Annotated in this window: 12 protein-coding genes; 7 read left to right on the top strand and 5 right to left on the bottom strand. The window is 48.4% G+C overall.

The features are described from left to right. Positions 1-6: 6 nt before the first annotated feature. Together P6910_RS01505 and P6910_RS01500 are read right to left on the bottom strand one after the other, a co-directional pair. Positions 7-1,152 (bottom strand): pentapeptide repeat-containing protein, encoded by a 1,146-nt coding sequence (locus P6910_RS01505; RefSeq protein ID WP_317144525.1) that lies wholly within the window; start codon positions 1,150-1,152, stop codon positions 7-9. Positions 1,153-1,357: 205 nt separating this feature from the next. After that, positions 1,358-1,690 carry a metalloregulator ArsR/SmtB family transcription factor gene (locus tag P6910_RS01500; protein WP_317144524.1) on the bottom strand — a complete coding sequence of 111 codons (333 nt, stop codon included), beginning with the start codon at positions 1,688-1,690 and terminating at the stop codon, positions 1,358-1,360. Between the two features lie 481 nt (positions 1,691-2,171). Between P6910_RS01500 and P6910_RS01495 the strand changes: the two genes are divergently transcribed. From P6910_RS01495 to gorA, 3 genes are all read left to right on the top strand, one after another. Beyond that, entirely contained in the window at positions 2,172-3,857 is a 1,686-nt protein-coding gene (locus P6910_RS01495) for an NAD-dependent malic enzyme (RefSeq protein ID WP_317144523.1), read from the top strand. Between the two features lie 530 nt (positions 3,858-4,387). Further along, a complete protein-coding gene (locus P6910_RS01490; protein ID WP_317144522.1) occupies positions 4,388-5,707 on the top strand; it encodes a dicarboxylate/amino acid:cation symporter in 1,320 nt (439 codons plus the stop codon). Between the two features lie 777 nt (positions 5,708-6,484). Further along, positions 6,485-7,852, top strand: a complete 1,368-nt coding sequence (gene gorA / locus P6910_RS01485) for a glutathione-disulfide reductase (protein ID WP_317144521.1) — start codon at positions 6,485-6,487, stop codon at positions 7,850-7,852. Between the two features lie 176 nt (positions 7,853-8,028). On the opposite strand, the gene P6910_RS01480 is transcribed toward gorA, so the two are convergent. Then, a complete protein-coding gene (locus tag P6910_RS01480; protein WP_317144520.1) occupies positions 8,029-11,109 on the bottom strand; it encodes a DUF4116 domain-containing protein in 3,081 nt (1,026 codons plus the stop codon). Between the two features lie 697 nt (positions 11,110-11,806). Between P6910_RS01480 and P6910_RS01475 the strand changes: the two genes are divergently transcribed. From P6910_RS01475 to pntB, 3 genes are all read left to right on the top strand, one after another. After that, on the top strand, positions 11,807-13,402 hold the full coding sequence (locus P6910_RS01475; protein WP_317144519.1) for an isocitrate lyase: 1,596 nt from the start codon (positions 11,807-11,809) through the stop codon (positions 13,400-13,402). A gap of 663 nt (positions 13,403-14,065) precedes the next feature. Further along, a complete protein-coding gene (locus tag P6910_RS01470; RefSeq protein WP_317144518.1) occupies positions 14,066-15,598 on the top strand; it encodes a Re/Si-specific NAD(P)(+) transhydrogenase subunit alpha in 1,533 nt (510 codons plus the stop codon). Between the two features lie 21 nt (positions 15,599-15,619). Beyond that, on the top strand, positions 15,620-17,020 hold the full coding sequence (gene pntB / locus P6910_RS01465; protein WP_317144517.1) for a Re/Si-specific NAD(P)(+) transhydrogenase subunit beta: 1,401 nt from the start codon (positions 15,620-15,622) through the stop codon (positions 17,018-17,020). Between the two features lie 111 nt (positions 17,021-17,131). Here the strand turns inward: pntB and P6910_RS01460 are convergent, their stop codons facing one another. Next, positions 17,132-17,974 carry a hypothetical protein gene (locus tag P6910_RS01460; protein ID WP_317144516.1) on the bottom strand — a complete coding sequence of 281 codons (843 nt, stop codon included), beginning with the start codon at positions 17,972-17,974 and terminating at the stop codon, positions 17,132-17,134. 445 nt (positions 17,975-18,419) lie between these two features. Here P6910_RS01460 and P6910_RS01455 point away from each other — a divergent pair, with 445 nt between their 5' ends. After that, positions 18,420-19,262 carry a DUF5718 family protein gene (locus P6910_RS01455; protein WP_317144515.1) on the top strand — a complete coding sequence of 281 codons (843 nt, stop codon included), beginning with the start codon at positions 18,420-18,422 and terminating at the stop codon, positions 19,260-19,262. 32 nt (positions 19,263-19,294) lie between these two features. On the opposite strand, the gene nagB is transcribed toward P6910_RS01455, so the two are convergent. Beyond that, complete coding sequence (gene nagB, locus P6910_RS01450; RefSeq protein WP_317144514.1) at positions 19,295-20,095, bottom strand: glucosamine-6-phosphate deaminase; 801 nt, start codon at positions 20,093-20,095, stop codon at positions 19,295-19,297. Positions 20,096-20,205: the final 110 nt, after the last annotated feature.

Below are 20,205 nucleotides of genomic sequence, written 5' to 3'. Positions count from 1 at the left end.
CGACAGTCATTCGATTAAAGTTTCTCCATCCAGACCTGTGTGGTTCATGGTCCAGGCTCCAAAATCAGAATCCCGAATCATGGCACCAATAAAAGAGCTGCGATCAAACCTTGCATGATTGAACTCTGCCTGATCAATGGTAACATGATCCAAACGACAGTGGATAAATGATGGACTTTCTTCCAGGCTGTAGCACTCCCTGAACTGACCCTGTTCAAAAATCACCTCATTGAACTGGGTACCTTCCATTAGGGCTGAATCCATATCGACCCGGGTAAAATAACTGTTCGAAATCCGGGTCCTGACCAGCTTGGGAACATTAAATTCGCAGTCGCTCATAATCACCTTGTTCAGAGTGCCACCCGAAAACACCGGCCCTTCCTGAAAACTGTCACAACCTCTGAACTGACAGTCTTCCATCAAAACGTTATTGAAGTGAGTGCTTGTTAGTGTGCAATCCCTGAACTCCATATTCCTGAGCTGGGAGCCGGTAAAGTTGGCATCATCAAGAAATCCGTGAATAATCCGGCTGTTATACATCTTTAAACTCATGCATGAGCTGTTATGAAAACTTTGAGCCCCCATATTACAGCTATCAATGACAGCATTATCCAGACAACTTTGATCAAAATTAACAGCAAACAGATTGCAATCCACCAGACGCGCCTCATCCAGTCGGCAATGCCTCAGATCAGAACCTTCCAGGGAAGAATCTTCGAAGATGGTCCCCTTCAGATCAGCACCTCTGAAATCAGCCCCGGATAAATCGCAGCCTTTAAATCGGGCTCCCCGCAACTGCGCCTTTTTGAAGTTACTGCCCTTCAGGTCCGTTTGATTAAAACAGACCCTTTCAAGATCTCTGCCTTCCAGCACCGCAGCTTTCAGTACCTGTCTGGGAGGCAAGTTCATACCGGGATGTAAAAGATCAAGAAGTTCACTCGCCAAATCGTCAGATGCCGGGGCATTAGTCACGACTCGAGCTTCTCTGGCCGACTCGATAGCAATGCTGTATTCACCCAAACCTTTCAACAGGATGGCACTTTTTCCATCAAGACCTGAGGTTCTGATTCCCCCTGTATCCAGTACATCAAACCTGCCCAATCCTTGCCGTGCATTCTGACGGGTATCTTTATTTTTACCTGAATCGGACACCACTGCGCCTCCCTGGCTGATATTTCCTGCGATCAAATATGGACATCATCGCCATGAATGCAGGGATGATTGTCTTCGCTTGCGGCTGTCTATTAGAGTCGCCCGATGAACGGTAAAGTTTAGAATGCGGCTATCCAGAGACACTGTTCGCCGGATGCAGTATGGCTATTGGGTGCTGTTAAACGGGTAGTAAAACTCCAGGCTATTAGTCAGCAGGCTCCATAACATGACTGGCAAGATCCAACACAACATGCCGTATATGATGGTCATCAAGCTCATAGAATACCTGTTTACCACGACGGGAAGATTTAAGAATTCTGGCTCCTCTGAGCCCTTTGAGATGATGGCTTGTCAGTGGTTGAGACATACCTGATATTTCTGACAGGCAGCAGACCGGTTGTGGTTCATCAATACAGGCCATAACCAGTTTGAGGCGCCCTTCATCCCCCAGAAGTCTAAAAAGTGAGGCCAGCCTGGCCAATTGCTCGGAAGACATTTCTGGTAATTCAGTACAACAGGGCTGATGAAATTCAGTCATATGGAGTTACATTGCAAAAAGTAGATTGAGTTTAAGCCGCCATGGGCTAAAAATATCAGCTCACGCCGAATTAATACAATAAGAGCCATCGACTGATATTTCAGATCTGAGCCAAAGGTCAACCAAACAATGTGCGGTCATAATTGCAGAGTCCTGAATCTCAAATTTGCACTGTCTTTAGCCCGTCTGAATAGCGTTTTATCGGTAATAAACCACCTACTCCTTTATAACAGCGATAGACAGAGGCGAATCCTGTAATAAGCACGCATGGTGACTTCGGCTTTTCCTGTCTATTTAAGATTTAGATCAAGACTTATCCTAAGCGGCCGTTATTGACAGTGATGTACACCCTTGCAAGCTGGTATAAAGTCCAGAATCCAGGGGTTGCCCGTCATAGCCCACACATTGCATGAAGTGCAGATAATTTCATCGTGGGTTTAACATCTGATGCATTCTCCAGAACCACCACTGGAACCGAATAATGACCGACCTAGATTCCAACAGCATTCATACTGGCCTTTCAGGTCGTATGCTTCTTGAAAATCCCTTGCTGAACAAGGGCACTGCCTTCACTTTTGAAGAACGCAGCGAACTGGACCTCCATGGTCTGTTGCCACCCCGTGTAGAAACACTGGAAGAGCAATGCCGCCGCGCCTATAAATCTTTTGCGATCAAGCCCACGCCTATTCTCAAACATATTTACCTGCGCTCACTGCAAGATACCAACGAAACGCTTTTCTACGCTCTGGTTCAGCGTCATCTTCAGGAAATGTTGCCTATCATCTACACCCCTGTGGTAGGTCAGGCCTGTCAGAGATACAGCGATCTTTATCGTCGTCCCCGTGGCCTCTATATCTCTTTCCCTGAGCGCGCTCAGATTGACGCCATGCTAGCAAACTTCAAGCGCAACATTGAAGTCATCGTAGTGACGGATGGTGAGCGTATCCTGGGTCTGGGCGACCAGGGTATTGGTGGTATGGGCATCTGCATTGGTAAGCTATCTCTCTACTCTGCCGTGGGTGGCATTACGCCCAACCTGACACTGCCCATTACTCTTGATTGTGGCACCAACAACAAGAAGCTGCTGGAAGACCCTAATTACCTGGGATGGCGGCATGAGCGCATCGGTGAAGACGATTATTTCGAATTTGTCGAGATGTTTATTCAAGCACTTAAACGTCGCTGGCCAAACGCCCTGCTGCAATTTGAAGACTTCGCTATCAACCACGCTACGCCTCTGCTGGAGGAGTACCGTGATCAGCTCTGCACCTTTAATGATGACATTCAGGGCACTGCCGGTGTTACCGCTGCTACCCTGATGGCTGCAGCCAAGGCTGCCGGCAAATCCATTGAAGATCTGAGCGTTGCTTTCCTGGGTGGAGGCTCTGCGGGCTGTGGGATCGCTGAACAAATTATCCGTCTGATGGTGGGTCGCGGAATGTCTGACGAGGAAGCCCGCAAGCGCATCTACATGGTTGATCGTGACGGTCTGGTACACGACCAGATGGAAGGTCTCCGTCCATTCCAGCAGAAGCTGGCTCACTGTTTTGCTGATATTGAAGGCTGGTCCGCCGAGGGCACAGTGTCGCTGGCGGATGTCGTTCGCATTGCCAAGCCAGACGCCATCATTGGTGTTTCCGGTCAACCCGGCCTGTTCACTCAGGAAATTATTAAGAACATGGCGGTCAACCACGAGCAGCCAATTATCTTCCCGCTGTCGAACCCGATCAGTCAGGTAGAAGCTCTGCCCGAAGACATTATCAAATGGACCAATGGCAAGGCTCTGATTGCTACTGGCAGCCCGTTTGAGCCGGTTCAGTTCAATGACTGCGCCTACCCGATTGCCCAGTGTAACAATATCTATATTTTCCCCGGTCTGGGTCTGGGTGTGCTGGCCTCCGGCGCTGGTCGCATAACCGACAAGATGCTCGACGTTGCTGTAGAAACACTGGCACTGGCTTCTCCTGCTCTGGTGAGCAGAGAAGCACCTCTTCTGCCTTTGTTAGATCGCATTCAGCATGTCACCAACGATATTGCTCTCGCGGTTGCTCTTCAAGCCCAGAAGGACGGTCTGGCCCCGGTCACTGAGTTGACTGATCTGGAACAAAAGATCAGAACAAAACGCTGGAGCCCCGAGTACCGTCGCATTCGGATGTCTTTCTGCTAGCATGCTCTTCTGCTGATAGCATCACCCTCTAATTGCACGTCGAAAGACGTGCAATCAATCTCTGTTTATCCCATTACTCTGCCTTTTATCGCCATCATAAGATTCCTGAAAGGCTGGATGCTCATTTCAAGGCCCAATCAGACCAGACTGATAACACTTTAAAAAAGCCGCTAAGAGGTAGTTATATCCACCAGATATTCAATATAAATCGAGAAATAGTGTTATAAATAGCGGGTTATTATCACTATTTATCCCTTTATTGATCTATATCAAACCTGCTTCGTGCCAAACAAACTTAAGCTGTAAAAGAAATCGGGGACTCCGGTTCAATTTTTTGATCGGTACAACCCTGCCGAAAAAACCCGGCGGGTCAGTTTAATTCCATAAGCGTTAAAAGAAATCGCTTGGGTTGCTCAGCAATAACACCTCCAAGAAAGTCTGATCTGACATGCCTCCCGCATAATTCTCTCTCGCATCACAAAGACAAGCGAACCAAGAGAGAGACGTGTTTGGTAACATAGGAAATAAATATGAAGCAGTGGATTCGACTTTCACTCACAGCCAAAGTGCTGATCGGCATGATGGCAGGTCTGGCTCTTGGCCTGATAATGCGTCAGTTTACAGGTAATACTTTTATTGAGCATTACTTGGTAAATGGCGTATTCAACGTCATAGGTCAAATATTTCTGACCGCTCTGAAAATGATAGTAGTACCTCTGGTATTCACCTCCATCGTGTGCGGTACCTGCTCCCTCAAAGACGTAACAGTTCTTGGTCGTCTAGGCGGAAAAACAGTCGCTTTCTACCTGCTTACGACCTGTATTGCCATCAGTCTGGCTATGGGTCTGGCTCTGCTTGTCAGCCCGGGTGAAGGTGCCAACCTGGAAAGCGCTTCTTCTTATGCAGCCTCCACCGCACCTTCGCTGTCTGAAGTCATCATCGGCATGTTCCCGGCTAACCCTATTGAAGCCATGGCCTCCGGTAACACACTGCAAATCATCGTATTTGCCCTGTTGTTCGGTATTGCCATTGCTGCTGCGGGTAAACCTGCTGAGCCTATCGTCAAGATTTTTGTGGCTCTGAACGAAGTCATGATGAAGCTGACTACTTTGATCATGAACCTGGCACCATACGGTGTGATGGGTCTGCTGGCCAAGCTGTTCTATTCAATTGACCTGGGTGCTATCGGTAACCTGATTCAGTATTTCCTGGTCGTCCTGGGAGGTCTGGCTCTGCAGCTGTTCATCACTTACTGTGGTCTGTTAAAAATCACTACAGGTCTGAGTCCGCGCATCTTCCTGAAGAAAATGCAGGATGCCTTCATGTTTGCCTTTACCACAGCCTCCAGTAACGCCACTATCCCGGTCACTATGGAAGGCGTAACTCGTCGTATGGGTGTCAGCAACAAGGTGGCCTCTTTCACCATCCCCCTGGGCAGCACCATCAACATGGACGGTACTGCTATCATGCAGGGTGCCGCGACGGTCTTTATCGCCCAGGCCTTTGGTGTTGACCTGAGCATGGGTGACTATCTGATGGTGATCGTCACAGCCACTCTGGCTTCTGTCGGTACTGCGGGTGTACCCGGAGTGGGTCTGGTTATGCTGGCGATGGTTCTGCAGCAGGTAGGCCTGCCTCTGGAAGGTATTGCCCTGATCATGGGTGTAGATCGCCTGCTGGATATGGTACGTACCGCTGTCAATATAACAGGCGACAGTGTTGTAACCTGTATCGTTGCCAAGAGCGAAGGCGAGATGGATCTGAAGGTTTATAACGATCTTGAAGCCGGTGAAAGCGATGAGAACATCGACTTCCACCACATCGGTGAGCAGCAGGTCCGGACTGCCTGATTGATGACTGACTACAACAGAGCGTAGCCTGGCGGCTGCGCTCTTCCTACCTTCTCAACTTACCTACCCCTATCCTTGCTGCACAGTTCAGCAATTCAGCGGCCAATCGCCTATAAGCCTGACTCATCAAAAGTACTGTTCGACAATAGAAATTCAGAGCATTTAACGAGCGGACATATAACAGTCGTCAGTCAGAAATAAGGAGATGATGGAATAGAGAGTTTTAGCGGAAAGCTATTGAATATAAAAATAAGCGGATTGGTTTACAGGCTGTGTGGATAATGGCTTTATTATCCTTCCGTGTATATCCGGATGCCCGCGTTGCTTCTGCAATTCTTCTCAGCTCCGGTTTCCCTGTTGGTTGCTACACCACAAAAAAACACCCTATAAACCAATCCGCTTGTACGGTCACCGACTTTTATTATTGTTATTATCAGTCGATTCATCTGCCTCATTATTGTTTTTATTTTCGGCAGTTTTTCTTGCTTTCGACCCTATATATACAATCGGCGTGCCAATTTTTTGAAAAATGCTCACACCCCCTGAAATACGTACAATCCGACACAAGACCCCATCACGATAGGTATTTTTATCCAGCCTGAATGTGTTACCTGTGGGAAGTAGTCCCGTAACAATGAGATATTGACGTAACGCTTACAGAATTTCACAAGCTGAGAATACCCCGGGCAACGCGGATTTTGCCCCCGGGAGATTTAAATTCGAGAGATTGCCCATATAGTGTCTTTTAATCGCACTTGGAATTTATCAGGAATAATCATGAATACAGATACCCATTTTGACTACCTGGTCATTGGTGGTGGTAGCGGCGGCATAGGTACTGCTAATCGGGCTGCCATGCACGGCGCAAATGTTGGCCTTATTGAAGCCAAACACCTCGGCGGCACCTGTGTAAACGTTGGCTGTGTTCCCAAGAAAGCCATGTGGTTTGCAGGACAGATTTCCGATGCCATCCACTATGGTCCGGATTACGGTTTTGATCTGAACCGTGAAGAAATCCTGAAAAACTTCAGCTGGAGCAAACTGGTTGCAAGTCGTGAGGCCTACATCAGCCGTATTCACCAGTCCTATGACCGGGTACTGGGTAACAACAAAGTAACCGTCATAAAAGGTTACGGTCGTTTTGTGGATGCCAACACCGTTGAAGTGAACGGTGTTCAATACACGGCTGATCACATTACCATCGCTACCGGTGGTGAGCCTGCTGTCCCAGCGATTCCTGGAGCAGAATTCGGCATTGACTCTGACGGCTTCTTCGAACTGACAGAACGCCCTGAGCGTGTTGCCGTTCTGGGGGCCGGGTACATTGCCGTCGAGCTGGCGGGTGTCCTTCATGCCCTGGGCAGTGAAACCCACCTGCTGGTTCGCAAGCACAAACCCTTGCGCAACTTCGACGACATGCTGTCCGATACTCTGGTTGAGATCATGGAAGCGGAAGGCCCGACCCTGCACACACATTCTGTACCCAAAGAGATCACCAGAAAAAGCAATGGCAGCCTGACCATTCATCTTGAAAATGGCAACAGCCTGACAGTTGATACGGTTATCTGGGCTGCAGGTCGTAAGCCACATACCCACTCCATCAATCTGGAAGCAGCGGGTGTAGAAACCGATGAGCGTGGCTACATTCCTGTCGATAAGTTCCAGAACACCAATGTGCCTGGTATTTATGCAGTAGGTGACAACATTGGCAAGATCGAACTGACACCGGTTGCAGTGGCAGCCGGACGTCGTCTGTCAGAAAGACTTTTCAACAACAAACCGGAAGAACACCTGAACTACGACAATGTTGCGACTGTCGTCTTCAGTCACCCCACCATTGGCACCGTTGGTCTGAGCGAAAGCGAAGCCATCGAACGTCACGGCCAGGAAAACGTAAAGGTTTACACCAGCGGCTTTACTGCCATGTACAGTGCGCTCACCAGTCACCGTCAGCCAAGCCGCATGAAGCTGGTTACCCTGGGTGAAGAAGAGAAAATTGTTGGCATTCACACCATCGGACATGGCTCCGATGAAATGCTGCAGGGTTTTGCAGTGGCGCTGAAAATGGGGGCAACCAAAGCGGACTTTGATAATACAGTGGCTATCCATCCGACCTCTGCGGAAGAGTTTGTCACTATGAGGTGACCCTTTTTCTTGCCTCGTCAGCAAAATCTGTGGGTCATTTCTGGTTCAGGCAGGTAGCCCAGTGCTTGATATAAAGCGACTTCTGCACATCTATAGGTTCTGAAACCTTATGATTTTCTCCAGTCAGGTAAGTTTTACCCGACTGGCAGCGTAAATCTTAAACAACTGGCAACATTTCAACGCCTGCCTGAACGGTTAAGCTGCTCCAATACACCAGTACACATCCTGGTCAGCCCGTTCATTAACGATATCAGTGGAAAGGTGGAGTTATAGGCTCCAAGATTTAACTGATCATCAATATTTAAAAAATTTTTCTCGCTTAGAAGCTTGCCAGCACCATAGGAATAGAGTGTTTCACTGAGGCGTTTATTATTTTTTACATGATTCAGGTAGCAGTCGGCCGGGTCATATTCACCCCCGGTGAGCTGATCAAAGCCTGACTCACAAGGCTGCAGCGCCGTCCAGTAGAGCACCTCCTGCGCTACCCGGCCCAGCCATTCCCGGTACTCCTGGTCTTCTCGACCCAGGAGGGATTGGAGGTGATTAAGTGTGGCAGGCAGAGGCATCAGTCCCGTCAGGAATTGATTGCAGGCTGATTCAATAAATGTGGCCGTTTCCTTAAGTGCCTGAGGGTTTTTGTAGTGATAGCCGTCATCTCTTTGGCGTAAACGTGACCGCACCAGAACCGCCGATACAATGATCTCACAAATGCTATTGGCCAGGGCAACACGCTGTGAAACTATGGGCGGATAACAGTGATCGAGGGTGTCTTTCTGCCGTAAACAGCTCTGGATATCGCCAAAGGTTTCATAATCGCCCAAGTCACGTATGCCGCAGTGCCCAAAGTCAATCTTGTCAGTCGCAAGAGTATTCCACGCCGCCAATTTGCCAGGGTGAATATTGTCATGCAGTCGATTCATGGCCGCATGCAAGGCGACCCAGCCCCGACCGTAATCTGTTTCGTGCAGGCACTGCAGCATACTGGTCGGCACCAGCCCCATGCTGGTCATGTAACCGGCATCGTGACAGGCTTTCAGGATGCCCTGCTCCGGGCGCTCCCGGGGGCAGTCACCGTCTGCTTCTGGCGAATGGGCATACCGGGCATAGGCGGCAGGTGCTGTATAGGAAAAGACATTGACATACTGTTGACCATGCCTTTCAACAATCTCCACACGATCATCAAACTGGCTAATCAAACACCGCAGACCTTCGCCCAGTGGGAGTTGCATAAAAGCCTGGTACTTTGGCAACTCGCTCTTGAATGCCAGCTCTGGAGTAGCAGCGATGACTTGATAAAGCAGCCCCTCCCTGGCCAATGTTTCAAGGGGTTCCCCGGCTCTCTGGAATTTAAAATATGCGGCCTGGCTACCGGCCTTCAGACATTGAATTGTCCGTCCACCGACAATCCGTGTTGCTGAGCCGTTTGCCGGACACAGTTCTTCAGGTATATCCTGCAGCCCAAACGATGAAGGCATATTCCCGGCAATGTATCGGTTGATGTTCTCCCCATCACCGGCCCTGGGCAGCGCAAATCCGGTGACCTGGTGAGCAGTTGAAATAAGAGGTAACAAAAACAGATTGGTACACCTGAATTGCAAAGGAGACTTCTGGCAAACCAGTGGTGCCGCTAATACCTGTTCCGGGAAGGTGTAACTCGGAGCATCTAATGATTCAATTAACCTGAGTTTTTCTTTTAGTGTCGAATCGGTATTCGACAAAAACATCAACTGAACATTGGTTGGCACATAAGGCATTTTGTTAAGCTTTATTAATCTTAACTGACATTTTTCCAGGCTTGCATCCGATGTATCCATCATCTCTTTTGTAACTGATGCTTTGAGACAACATTCAATAAAATTCAGGTTTTCCACAGGAACATATTTCAATACCGACACATCATGTTTTAATGCCTCATGAAGGATTGCTCCCTTTCTTATGTATTTGGGCACAAACTCCAGCGCATCAGGTGAGAGGCTCAGGGCTAAGGAATACAGTTCAAACACTTTATCATCTTCAACAAATTGTGAAAGTCTGATGTGTGCGGCACAGGCAAGAGGGGTGTTTACATGTTCCTTGCTGGTAAAGACTGACTTGAGGAACTCTTCGGTAATAAATTGCTTTGGAATATCATTCAATACTGTTATGCCAAAAGTACAGGCAGTACGATATATTTCCGTTCGTTGTGCTTGTGTTAGAAATTCGGGAAGCTTCTTGAGTACGCGATCACTTTTAGAGGCTGCCAGATACATTTCGAATGTTTTGACCGCTTCCGGGATGAATTCAAAAGCGTCGGCATTTTTATCAACGGCCATTTGGCATAATGCTGCAGTTTTCAGTTTTTCAGGAACGTACTTTAATGCTAACCCATTGCATCGACAGGCTAATTCACAAAGTTCTGCTGTTTTCTTATGGTCCGGGCAATACTGCAGGGACCCGAAGCGTTCGATTGCAATGGCTAACAGGTGATCACTAATGGGTTTATTTTTCGGGTAACTGCTCAGCGCAGTGGGCGATTTTCTGCAGGCTATTTCAAAATGGGCATCGGTTTTTGCGTCTCGGGGAATGTAACAAATAACGTCATCATCTTTTTCAAACAGCACGTCAAAAAAACCATCATCCAGCCATTGTCTTTTTATCTTCTCAGGCACGTAGTTAAGCGCATTAGATTCTTCAAGTGCCAGAGCCCGATAGAATTCATCGGTCTTAATCCTTTCAGGCACATACTGCAAATTCCCATAATTAAATTTCGTGCATGCCTGCACACACAAATCTGGTGTTAACTTTTCCTGGGGTACCTGCTCTATATAATAAGGATCTTCTTTAATTTTCAGGAGGTAATCTTCAGAATCAAGCTGATCAGGGTCAGCATTGGGCGGTAACTTCCCGAAGTACTTGATGAATGCTTTATAGTCACTGACCGGCAATGGTTGCCCTTTGCTCATACACTCTGCAAACCTTTTCAGAAACTCTTTTAATTCATGATCAAGATTGCCTTGTGGTAAGTCAGGTGTGGAAGCTGGGCAGGCTTGCACAGAAGACCATTCCATAGGATGTTCGTTAATGGCAGAAGGATGAGGCATACTTCCGACGGCTAAGTCGTCTTGTTCGCGCCCCTGCGAAACCTCTTTAACAAGGTATTTGCCCCAGGATTGAGCTGATGGATAGCTGGAATGATCCTCCTGCCGGGGATGAACCTTCCGGGCACCTTGAGAATTTTGATCAACAGGGGGAAAAAATGGGCTCTCCGAAACATTCATTTTGCTGACCTCCTTGTTACAAATAGTTATTTTCTAAATCTTCATTGATTCTTAGATTTGATTATCAAATCAGTAAAAAGTTCCAGACATCCGAGCTGAACCATGCAGGTAAGTGACAAGATTGCCCTCGGGACTCAGCCTTGTATGGAATTTCTGGCCATCGGCTCGCAGCTTTGAGCTCTTGTTCCCTCGCGCAGCCTTTCGTGAGGCTGTGCTTAGTGCAGAAAAGCACCACCCACAGGAGACTTTTGCCGCATCGCTCTATACAGCAGGTATTGAGTGACTTTTTGATATCTGCTGAAGGAGTACCCCCCGCCTGAAATATCAATTATCAAAAAATCACAAACGAAAGCAGAAAAAGGAGTTTTATCAAGAAATCCCTGCAAGATAATCAAACACCCGACACATATAATATTATAGTCGTATATTTTACCATCCTCCCAAAGAAAAAAAACATAAGCGGTTGTTTTTATTATAATAATCAAACAGAAAAATAATGCTATTCAGTGTCAACACTTCTCTCAGGCCGTGTAAAAAAACACCACTATTCACAAAATAAATAGCAAAGATAAAAACAACAGGATTGTCACAAATGTTCACAAATCACAGAATGCAGTCACCTGATCGGCACGTCTCTGACTAAAAATGCTGATCATCAAAACACGCTGATAACGTCGTGAAAACGGAAGGACTGATTATGTCAAACTACCTGAATGATATTGACGCAATTGCTTCACTGAAAGCTACTCAGGGCTCTTCCTGGGAAGCGATCAATCCCGAATACGCTGCTCGCATGAAAGCGCAGAACCGTTTCAAGACCGGTCTGGATATTGCCCGCTATACCGCCAAGATCATGCGCGAAGACATGGCGGCTTACGACGCTGACACGGCAAAATACACCCAGTCCCTGGGCTGCTGGCATGGATTCATTGGTCAGCAGAAAATGATTTCTATCAAGAAACATTTCAACAACACTGATCGTCGCTACCTTTACCTGTCTGGCTGGATGGTTGCTGCACTGCGCTCCGAGTTTGGTCCTCTGCCAGACCAGTCCATGCACGAGAAAACGTCTGTAGCTGGCCTGATTGAAGAACTCTACACTTTCCTGCGTCAGGCTGATGCCCGTGAACTGGGCGGCCTGTTCCGTGAACTCGACTCTGCCCGCAAGGCTGGCGATACCGCTAAAGAAGCAGATCTCCAGAGCCAGATCGATAATCACAAGACACACGTTGTACCCATCATTGCCGACATCGACGCTGGTTTCGGTAACGAAGAAGCCACTTACCTGCTGGCCAAGAAAATGATTGAAGCCGGTGCCTGCTGTATCCAGATCGAAAACCAGGTTTCCGACGAGAAGCAATGTGGTCACCAGGACGGCAAGGTAACCGTTCCTCACGAAGATTTCCTGGCCAAGATTCGTGCTGTTCGCTACGCCTTCCTGGAACTGGGTGTAGATGACGGGGTAATCGTTGCCCGTACCGACTCCCTGGGTGCTGGCCTGACCAAGCAGCTGGCAGTAACCAACCAGCCTGGTGACCTGGGTGACCAGTACAACAGCTTCCTGGATGTTGAAGAAGTCACTCCAGAGAACATGAAAAACGGTGATGTGATCATTAACCGTAACGGCAAGCTGGTTCGTCCCAAGCGTCTGCCCAGCAACCTGTTCCAATTCCGTCAGGGCACCGGTGTTGACCGTGTCGTTCTGGACTGCATCACTTCTCTGCAGAACGGCGCTGACCTGCTGTGGATTGAGACCGAAAAACCTCACGTTGGCCAGATCGCCGAGATGGTTAACAAGATTCGTGAGACCTGCCCGAACGCCAAGCTGGTTTACAACAATTCACCGTCCTTCAACTGGACTCTGAATTTCCGTCAGCAGGTATTCGATGCCTGGAGCGAACAAGGCAAAGACGTTTCTGCTTACGACCGTGCTCAACTGATGAGTGCAGAGTACGACGCAACCGAACTGGCCCAGGCGGCTGATGAGAAGATCCGTACCTTCCAGGCTGACGCAGCCCGTGAAGCAGGCATCTTCCACCACCTGATCACTCTGCCAACTTACCACACTGCCGCGCTGTCCACCGACAACCTGGCTAAAGAGTACTTTGGTGATCAGGGCATGCTGGGCTACGTTGCTAACGTTCAGCGCAAAGAAATCCGTCAGGGTATTGCCTGTGTTAAACACCAAAATATGGCTGGCTCAGACATGGGTGATGATCACAAAGAATACTTCTCTGGTGATGCTGCACTGAAAGCGGCTGGTGAAGACAATACTATGAACCAGTTCGGCTAAATAGTTCGCCTCCCCCGCGTGAAATATCACGCAACCCTTCAGGGCAGCTTCTGGCTGCCCTGATTTATTTTGACTAAGCAAAGCCCTGATTCATTGAGTAGACTTAGGATCAGCTCACCCCGGACAGTGTCCGTAGAAGCTGGACATTGAAATCAAACCTTAACACAACCTACCAAACTCTTACGCGAAACACCCTTTTTAAAAAGAAAATTTATTCATTATTTAGAATAAATTATCAAATATTCTCATTTCAAAGTTATCCATAACAACCTTCACACATCCACAGAGAATCTAACATGAATGCACGTAAAAACCGAAAACCCGAAAGATTTCTACACAGAAAACACACCACCCATATAGTTAATTACCCTTTTAACTTAAAATCACATACTATACGTGATCAGTACTCAAGTCCGAGTACCTCTCATGGATGAAGTCCGGATTGAGCCGGATCACAGAGGCCCAGGTTATGAAATAAGGGTCAGAAGAAACACAGTGTTCTGACAAGCGTCGACTCCCGTATAGACAGACAGCTTTTAGCCATTGTCGTGCTCTGTCCGGGTACGATGAAGAACGACGGTGAAGGCACAACTGCTGATCGGCAGCCCACGTCTGCCAGAACATTTTTATAGCCACACTTTATAGCTACACTAGGTGACCGACATGCGGATAGGGATCCCTGGAGAGATTCAGGAAAACGAAAACCGGGTAGCCGCTACGCCTGATACGATAGGCAAGCTGCAAAAGCTCGGTTATGACGTCATCATCGAGAGTGGAGCTGGTATCAAAGCCAGCTTTGATGATGCAGCTTTTAAAGAAGCTGGCGCTCAAATCGCAGAACGCTCAGAAGTCTGGAGTTCCGATATCGTCCTGAAAGTGAACGCACCTACAGACGACGAAATAGCTCTATTAAAAGACGGCGCTACCCTCGCCAGCTTTATCTGGCCCGGCCAGAATGAAGAGCTTATGAACAAACTCAGCCAGCGCAACATCAACGTGCTGGCTTTGGACAGCGTACCCCGCCTGTCCCGTTCCCAGTCACTGGATGCCCTGAGTTCCATGGCTAATATTGGCGGTTACCGGGCTGTTGTTGAGGCTTCACATCACTTTGGCCGCTTTTTTAATGGTCAGATTACCGCTGCTGGCAAAATACCACCTGCCAAGGTCATGGTCATTGGTGCCGGCGTTGCAGGTCTCGCTGCCCTGGGTGCTGCTGGCAGCATGGGTGCTATTGTTCGGGCTTTCGACACTCGTCCTGAAGTTAAGGAACAGGTAGAAAGCATGGGCGCTGAATTCCTTGAGCTGGATTACGAGGAGGAGCAAGACTCTTCCGACGGCTATGCCAAGGAAATGAGCCAGGCCTTTATTGATGCCGAGATGGCCCTGTTCATGGAACAGGCCAAAGAGGTCGACATCATTATCACCACCGCCCTGATTCCCGGTCGCCCGGCACCCAAGCTGATTCTGGAAGACATGGTTAAAGCCATGAAGCCGGGCAGTGTTATTGTCGATCTGGCTGCCCAGACCGGTGGTAACTGTGAATGCACAGAAAAAGACAAGGTTGTGGTCAAGCATGGCGTCACTGTTATCGGTTACACCGACCTGCCCAGCAGACTGCCAACCCAGTCATCGCAGTTATACGGCACCAACCTGGTGAATATGCTGAAACTGATGACACCTGAGAAAGACGGCAACCTGGTCATCGACTTTGAGGACGAAGTAGTCCGTGGTCTCACTGTCGTGAAAGAGGGCAACATTACCTGGCCTCCACCGCCTGTTAAAGTCAGTGCAGCTCCGGTAGCGAAACCGACTCCAAAGGTTGATGAAGTCAAGAAAGAGAAGCCTTCCCGCCCCTGGCTGAAACCTGCCCTGATCGCTGCAGGGGCCGCCATCTTCGGATGGGTTGCCCATTCAGCTCCGGCAAGCTTTCTGGAACACTTCACTGTATTCGTTCTGTCGTCCATTATCGGCTACTACGTCATCTGGAATGTTACTTCCGCCCTGCACACACCTCTGATGAGTGTGACCAACGCCATCAGCGGCATTATTGTTATCGGTGCCCTGATGCAAATGGGGAGTGACAACAATATTATTCTGGCTATGTCGGGCATCGCCCTGTTGGTGGCCATGATCAATATTGTAGGTGGTTTCGCTGTGACCCAGCGGATGCTCAAGATGTTCATCAGAGATAATTAATCGCAGCGGGAGTAAACAGGAATGTCACAAGGATTATTATCGTCCGCCTACCTGATGGCAGCGCTGCTGTTTGTCATGAGTCTGGCAGGCCTGAGTCGTCAGGAGTCTGCGAAAAGCGGCAGTCTCTATGGCATGGTCGGTATGGTCATCGCCGTTCTGGCCACACTGGGTTATGCACACCTCGAAGGCTTTACTTTTGTCACCATTATGATGATTGCGGGAACAGCCACAGGCCTCTTCCTGGCCAGGAAAGTGGAAATGACCGAAATGCCCCAGCTGGTCGCCATCCTGAATGGTTTTGGTGGGCTGGCAGCGGTATTGATCGGCTTTTCAAGCGCCATTGAATCTTCAGAATCACTGTTCAAGGCGACTTCTAAGCTGATGTCGTCTACTGATCAACTGATTCACAGCATTGAAATTTTCATCGGCATCATCATCGGTGCAATCACCTTCAGTGGTTCGGTTGTTGCCTGCCTGAAACTGAATGGAAACATCAACAGCCGCCCCGTATCATTGCCTGGTGGTCACTGGACCAACCTGGCTTTGATTGTTCTGGCTATTGTGATGGGGATTGTCTACGTACAGCAGCACAGCATTCTGGCTCTGATCATCATGACCGGTCTGGCCTTTATTTTTGGTATCACTCTGGTTATGGGCATCGGTGGTGCTGACATGCCGGTTGTGGTTTCCATGCTCAATGCTTACTCCGGCCTGGCCGCTGCTGCTACTGGTTTTATGCTGGGCAACAACCTGCTGATTATCACAGGTGCCATGGTGGGTTCTTCAGGCGCGATTCTCTCCTACCTGATGTGTACAGCCATGAACAGGTCCTTTATATCGGTAATTCTCGGTGGTTTTGGCACCGAAGGTGGTACTGTAGCGGAAGGTGAAGAACAGGGCGAATACACCGAGATCAATGTAGAAGAAGTCGCTGAAATGCTGAAAAACGCTTCCAGCGTGATCATCACTCCCGGATACGGAATGGCCGTCGCCCAGGCTCAGCACCCCCTGAGAGAACTGGTCAATAAGTTGCTGGCCCAGAACATTAAGGTACGCTTTGGTATTCATCCGGTGGCTGGTCGTCTGCCAGGTCATATGAACGTTTTGCTGGCCGAGGCAAAAGTGCCTTACGATATCGTTGAAGAGATGGATGAGATTAACGACAACTTTACTGAAACGGATGTTGTCCTGGTGATTGGTGCCAACGATACTGTAAACCCTGCGGCAGCTGAAGATCCGGGCAGCCCGATTGCAGGCATGCCCGTACTTCGTGTCTGGGAAGCAGAAAGAGTCGTGGTATTCAAACGCTCTATGGCTACAGGCTATGCAGGTGTCCAAAATCCTCTGTTCTTTAAAGACAATTCTCGTATGCTTTTCGGAGATGCTCACGGCACCGTCGAAGGTATTCTTAAACAGTTCTGATCGGTACGCCCGCCCGGATAGAAAGCCATTCTTCTATCCGGGTAAAAACAGACGTCGAAAGAGCAGGGTTTTTAATTGCCCGAAATCACGACCCGCAATAATTAATACTCATCATATTGCTCCCCGCGCTGGAGCTTCAGGCACTGGGGCTTCAGGCACTGGGGCTTCAGGCACTGGGGCTTCAGGCACTGGGGCTTCAGGCACTGGGGCTTCAGGCACTGGGGCTTCAGACACTGGGGCTTCAGACACTGGGGCTTCAGACACTGGGGCTTCAGACACTGGGGCTTCAGACACTGGGGCTTCAGAAACTAAGGTTTCAGGTGAGGCTTCGGGTACTGAGGCTTCGGGTACTGAGGCTTCGGGTGCTGAGCCTTCGGGTACTGAACCTTCAGGTACTGAACCTTCCGGTAGCGAAGATAACGGGTGTAAAGGCAGCGGGGACAGAACGATAGTCAGTCTGCTACTTTCTGCGAATGGCACATTATTAAAGAACGTGGGTGACCAGCTACTTTGACTGTCTGTTTTCACAGGACCGTACTCCCTGCCATCTACAGACAGTGTAATCAGGTATGGCTGTTCATCAGGATAATAAAATCTACCTCCTGCAAACACACTAAAAGTATAAGTAGGTTTATACACATCGGGACTGTCTAAAGACCAACCTACACTACCCATAGGATGCTTGGCATCAGTGGGATGAACATCATCATTTACATTCTGTAAACCGATAATGGTATTGACGGGAATGTAAACACCAGACTTTTCGACAGAATCCAGTGTGACCGACAAGCCATTCACCTTCCTGAAATGTGTCAGTGCACTGTATTCAAAGCCATCAGCTTTGGCACTGAAACCGTAACCGATCCCTACAGTTTCATCTCTGAACACCACATCTGCTGCAGACGCAAAACCGGAAAGAAATATACTAACGGGAACAACCAGTAAAACTTTCATGATTAAAAAAAGCCTCTTCTGATGTGATAACCCTGAAATATCATTAAGTCGCTTTAACCAGAATCAAGTTCGCATCAATAACACTGGCGCCATCGTTTATCGATCTGTATAAGAATAAACGAACGTCACATGTTTACTTCTTACCAGCTCATCTCCGTCTGACAACAGAACGTGTCAGTCGAAGAGCGGTAGAATGAGAAGCTCGACACTTTATGAAATTTCCGGATTAGACCACCGCTCAATTATAGATACTCATTTCTAGAACTGCTTTTTTTACCGTGAAAAATATTTTGATAAGCCACCTTTCAGTTGTGATTTGTCGTAACGGGATATAAGTCCAATCGCTGTCAACTGACACAGGAAGTATTCATGATGGATGGGTATATACAGGCAGGGTTCAGTCGGAGTAGACTTCAGATTTTAAAATTTAAGATCAAAAGTAATCATGCCTTACAGAAATATGATCGGTTTGGGGGTTGCCGGTAACTTTGCCGGTCACCTGGAACAGGCGGGGGAAGCCTCTGATTTTCAGGCATTAAAGGTCTCTGAAGACAATCAGCCCAAGGCGATTTTTCCTTTCTATGTCCCTTCTGAAAACTCCGGTTTTTTATCTACCTATCCATTGTCTAATGACAAAATCACTATGCCTGAAACCGAAGGCTGTCTTCAGATCGAACCAGAAGTGGCACTGATCTGCAACATCGAATACGCCCTTAATGAAAACACGGGTAACAGAGTGGTGGCGGATCTGATTCCAAAACAATTCGCAGCATACAACGACTGTTCTATTCGCAAACCCAATGCCCATAAAATCAGTGAAAAGAAAAACTGGGGTGCCCACACCAAAGGCATCGCAAGTACACTTCTTGAACTCGATACCCTGCAACAGGGCGGCACACTGGATCGCTTCCGTATCGCCAGCTACCACAAAAAAGATGGCAATATCTTTCGTTACGGTGAAGACAGCCCGACATTGGGCTATAGCTATTTTCACCAGAAGCTGCTGGACTGGATTATTGACCGCATGAATCACCAGCAGGATAACGGACCGGCAGAAGATATTGCCTCTCTTCTGGCCAAAGCTGAATATCCGGAACAGGCGCTGATCAGCATCGGAGCCACCCGTTACACTGAATATGGCGAATCCCATTTCCTGCAGTCAGGCGATACCAGCATTGTTGTCGTTTATGACGGTGAACTCTTCCACGAAGAAGAGATTCTGGAAATGGCTGCCCTGAGTGACTTCTCTGATACCGGCATTTCTGCCCTGATCCAGCGAGTCTGTTAACCAATTACCCTGGCACAGAATCCACCCGAAAGTCACAGGCCGCGAATATTTTCAGCTTCCAGCTCGGCAAAGTATTTCAGGGTCTTCACTCGCAGTTCCATGGTGGCATCTTCATCACAGACGATCATGGCTCTCGGGTGCATCTGCATGGCAGAGATGGTCCACAGATGGTTCACTGAACCTTCTACCGCAGCATGGAGGGCATAAGCCTTATCCGCACCGGTTACCAGAATCATGACTTCACGGGCATCCATCAGTGTGCCCACACCAATGGTCAGAGCCAGTTTGGGTACCTGATTGATGTCGTTTTCGAAGAAACGGGAATTGGCCTGACGGGTCCTGTCAGTCAGGGTCTTGATGCGGGTACGTGAAGACAGGGAAGATCCTGGCTCGTTAAAGGCAATATGGCCATCGTGACCGACTCCACCCATAAACAGATCAATGCCGCCAAAGGATTTGATCTTGTCTTCATAGCGCTGGCATTCGGCTTCCAGATCTTTCGGATTTCCATTGAGCAGATTGATGTTCCCTTGACGGATATCAATATGTTCAAAGAAATTCTTGAACATGAAGGTGCGGTAAGATTCTGGATGATCGGCGGGAATGCCCACGTATTCGTCCATATTGAAAGTCACTACATGCTCAAAGCTCACCTCGCCGGCACGGTTCATCTCAATCAGGTTCTTGTAGGTAGCCAGAGGTGTACTGCCTGTTGGCAGACCCAGAACAAAGGGTCTGTCAGCCGTTGGCTTGAACTTGTTGATCCGTCTGACAATGTGCCTGGCGGCCCATTTGCCCACGTCGGATTTAGCGGATAGAGGAATTAAGCGCATAGTTTAATCTTCCGGTTGTCGACCTTCTGAATTCTGTTTAGCCGGACGATGAACATTTGTCACCCTGTTTTCGGCATGATGTAACCGGTTACACTATCATTTCTACAGAG

It is taken from the genome of Endozoicomonas sp. 8E (assembly GCF_032883915.1).
GTDB lineage: Bacteria > Pseudomonadota > Gammaproteobacteria > Pseudomonadales > Endozoicomonadaceae > Endozoicomonas_A.
Note: the sequence above shows the minus strand (reverse complement) of the source record. Positions and strands in the feature narration are given on the sequence as shown.

Excerpts from the sequence above, each read along its gene's own strand:
- P6910_RS01500 (WP_317144524.1), bottom strand. The coding sequence starts at position 1,690 with ATGACTGAATTTCATCAGCCCTGTTGTACTGAATTACCAGAAATGTCT.
- P6910_RS01495 (WP_317144523.1), top strand. The coding sequence starts at position 2,172 with ATGACCGACCTAGATTCCAACAGCATTCATACTGGCCTTTCAGGTCGT.
- P6910_RS01490 (WP_317144522.1), top strand. The coding sequence starts at position 4,388 with ATGAAGCAGTGGATTCGACTTTCACTCACAGCCAAAGTGCTGATCGGC.
- gorA (WP_317144521.1), top strand. The coding sequence starts at position 6,485 with ATGAATACAGATACCCATTTTGACTACCTGGTCATTGGTGGTGGTAGC.
- P6910_RS01480 (WP_317144520.1), bottom strand. The coding sequence starts at position 11,109 with ATGAATGTTTCGGAGAGCCCATTTTTTCCCCCTGTTGATCAAAATTCT.
- P6910_RS01475 (WP_317144519.1), top strand. The coding sequence starts at position 11,807 with ATGTCAAACTACCTGAATGATATTGACGCAATTGCTTCACTGAAAGCT.
- P6910_RS01470 (WP_317144518.1), top strand. The coding sequence starts at position 14,066 with ATGCGGATAGGGATCCCTGGAGAGATTCAGGAAAACGAAAACCGGGTA.
- pntB (WP_317144517.1), top strand. The coding sequence starts at position 15,620 with ATGTCACAAGGATTATTATCGTCCGCCTACCTGATGGCAGCGCTGCTG.
- P6910_RS01460 (WP_317144516.1), bottom strand. The coding sequence starts at position 17,974 with ATGAAAGTTTTACTGGTTGTTCCCGTTAGTATATTTCTTTCCGGTTTT.
- P6910_RS01455 (WP_317144515.1), top strand. The coding sequence starts at position 18,420 with ATGCCTTACAGAAATATGATCGGTTTGGGGGTTGCCGGTAACTTTGCC.
- nagB (WP_317144514.1), bottom strand. The coding sequence starts at position 20,095 with ATGCGCTTAATTCCTCTATCCGCTAAATCCGACGTGGGCAAATGGGCC.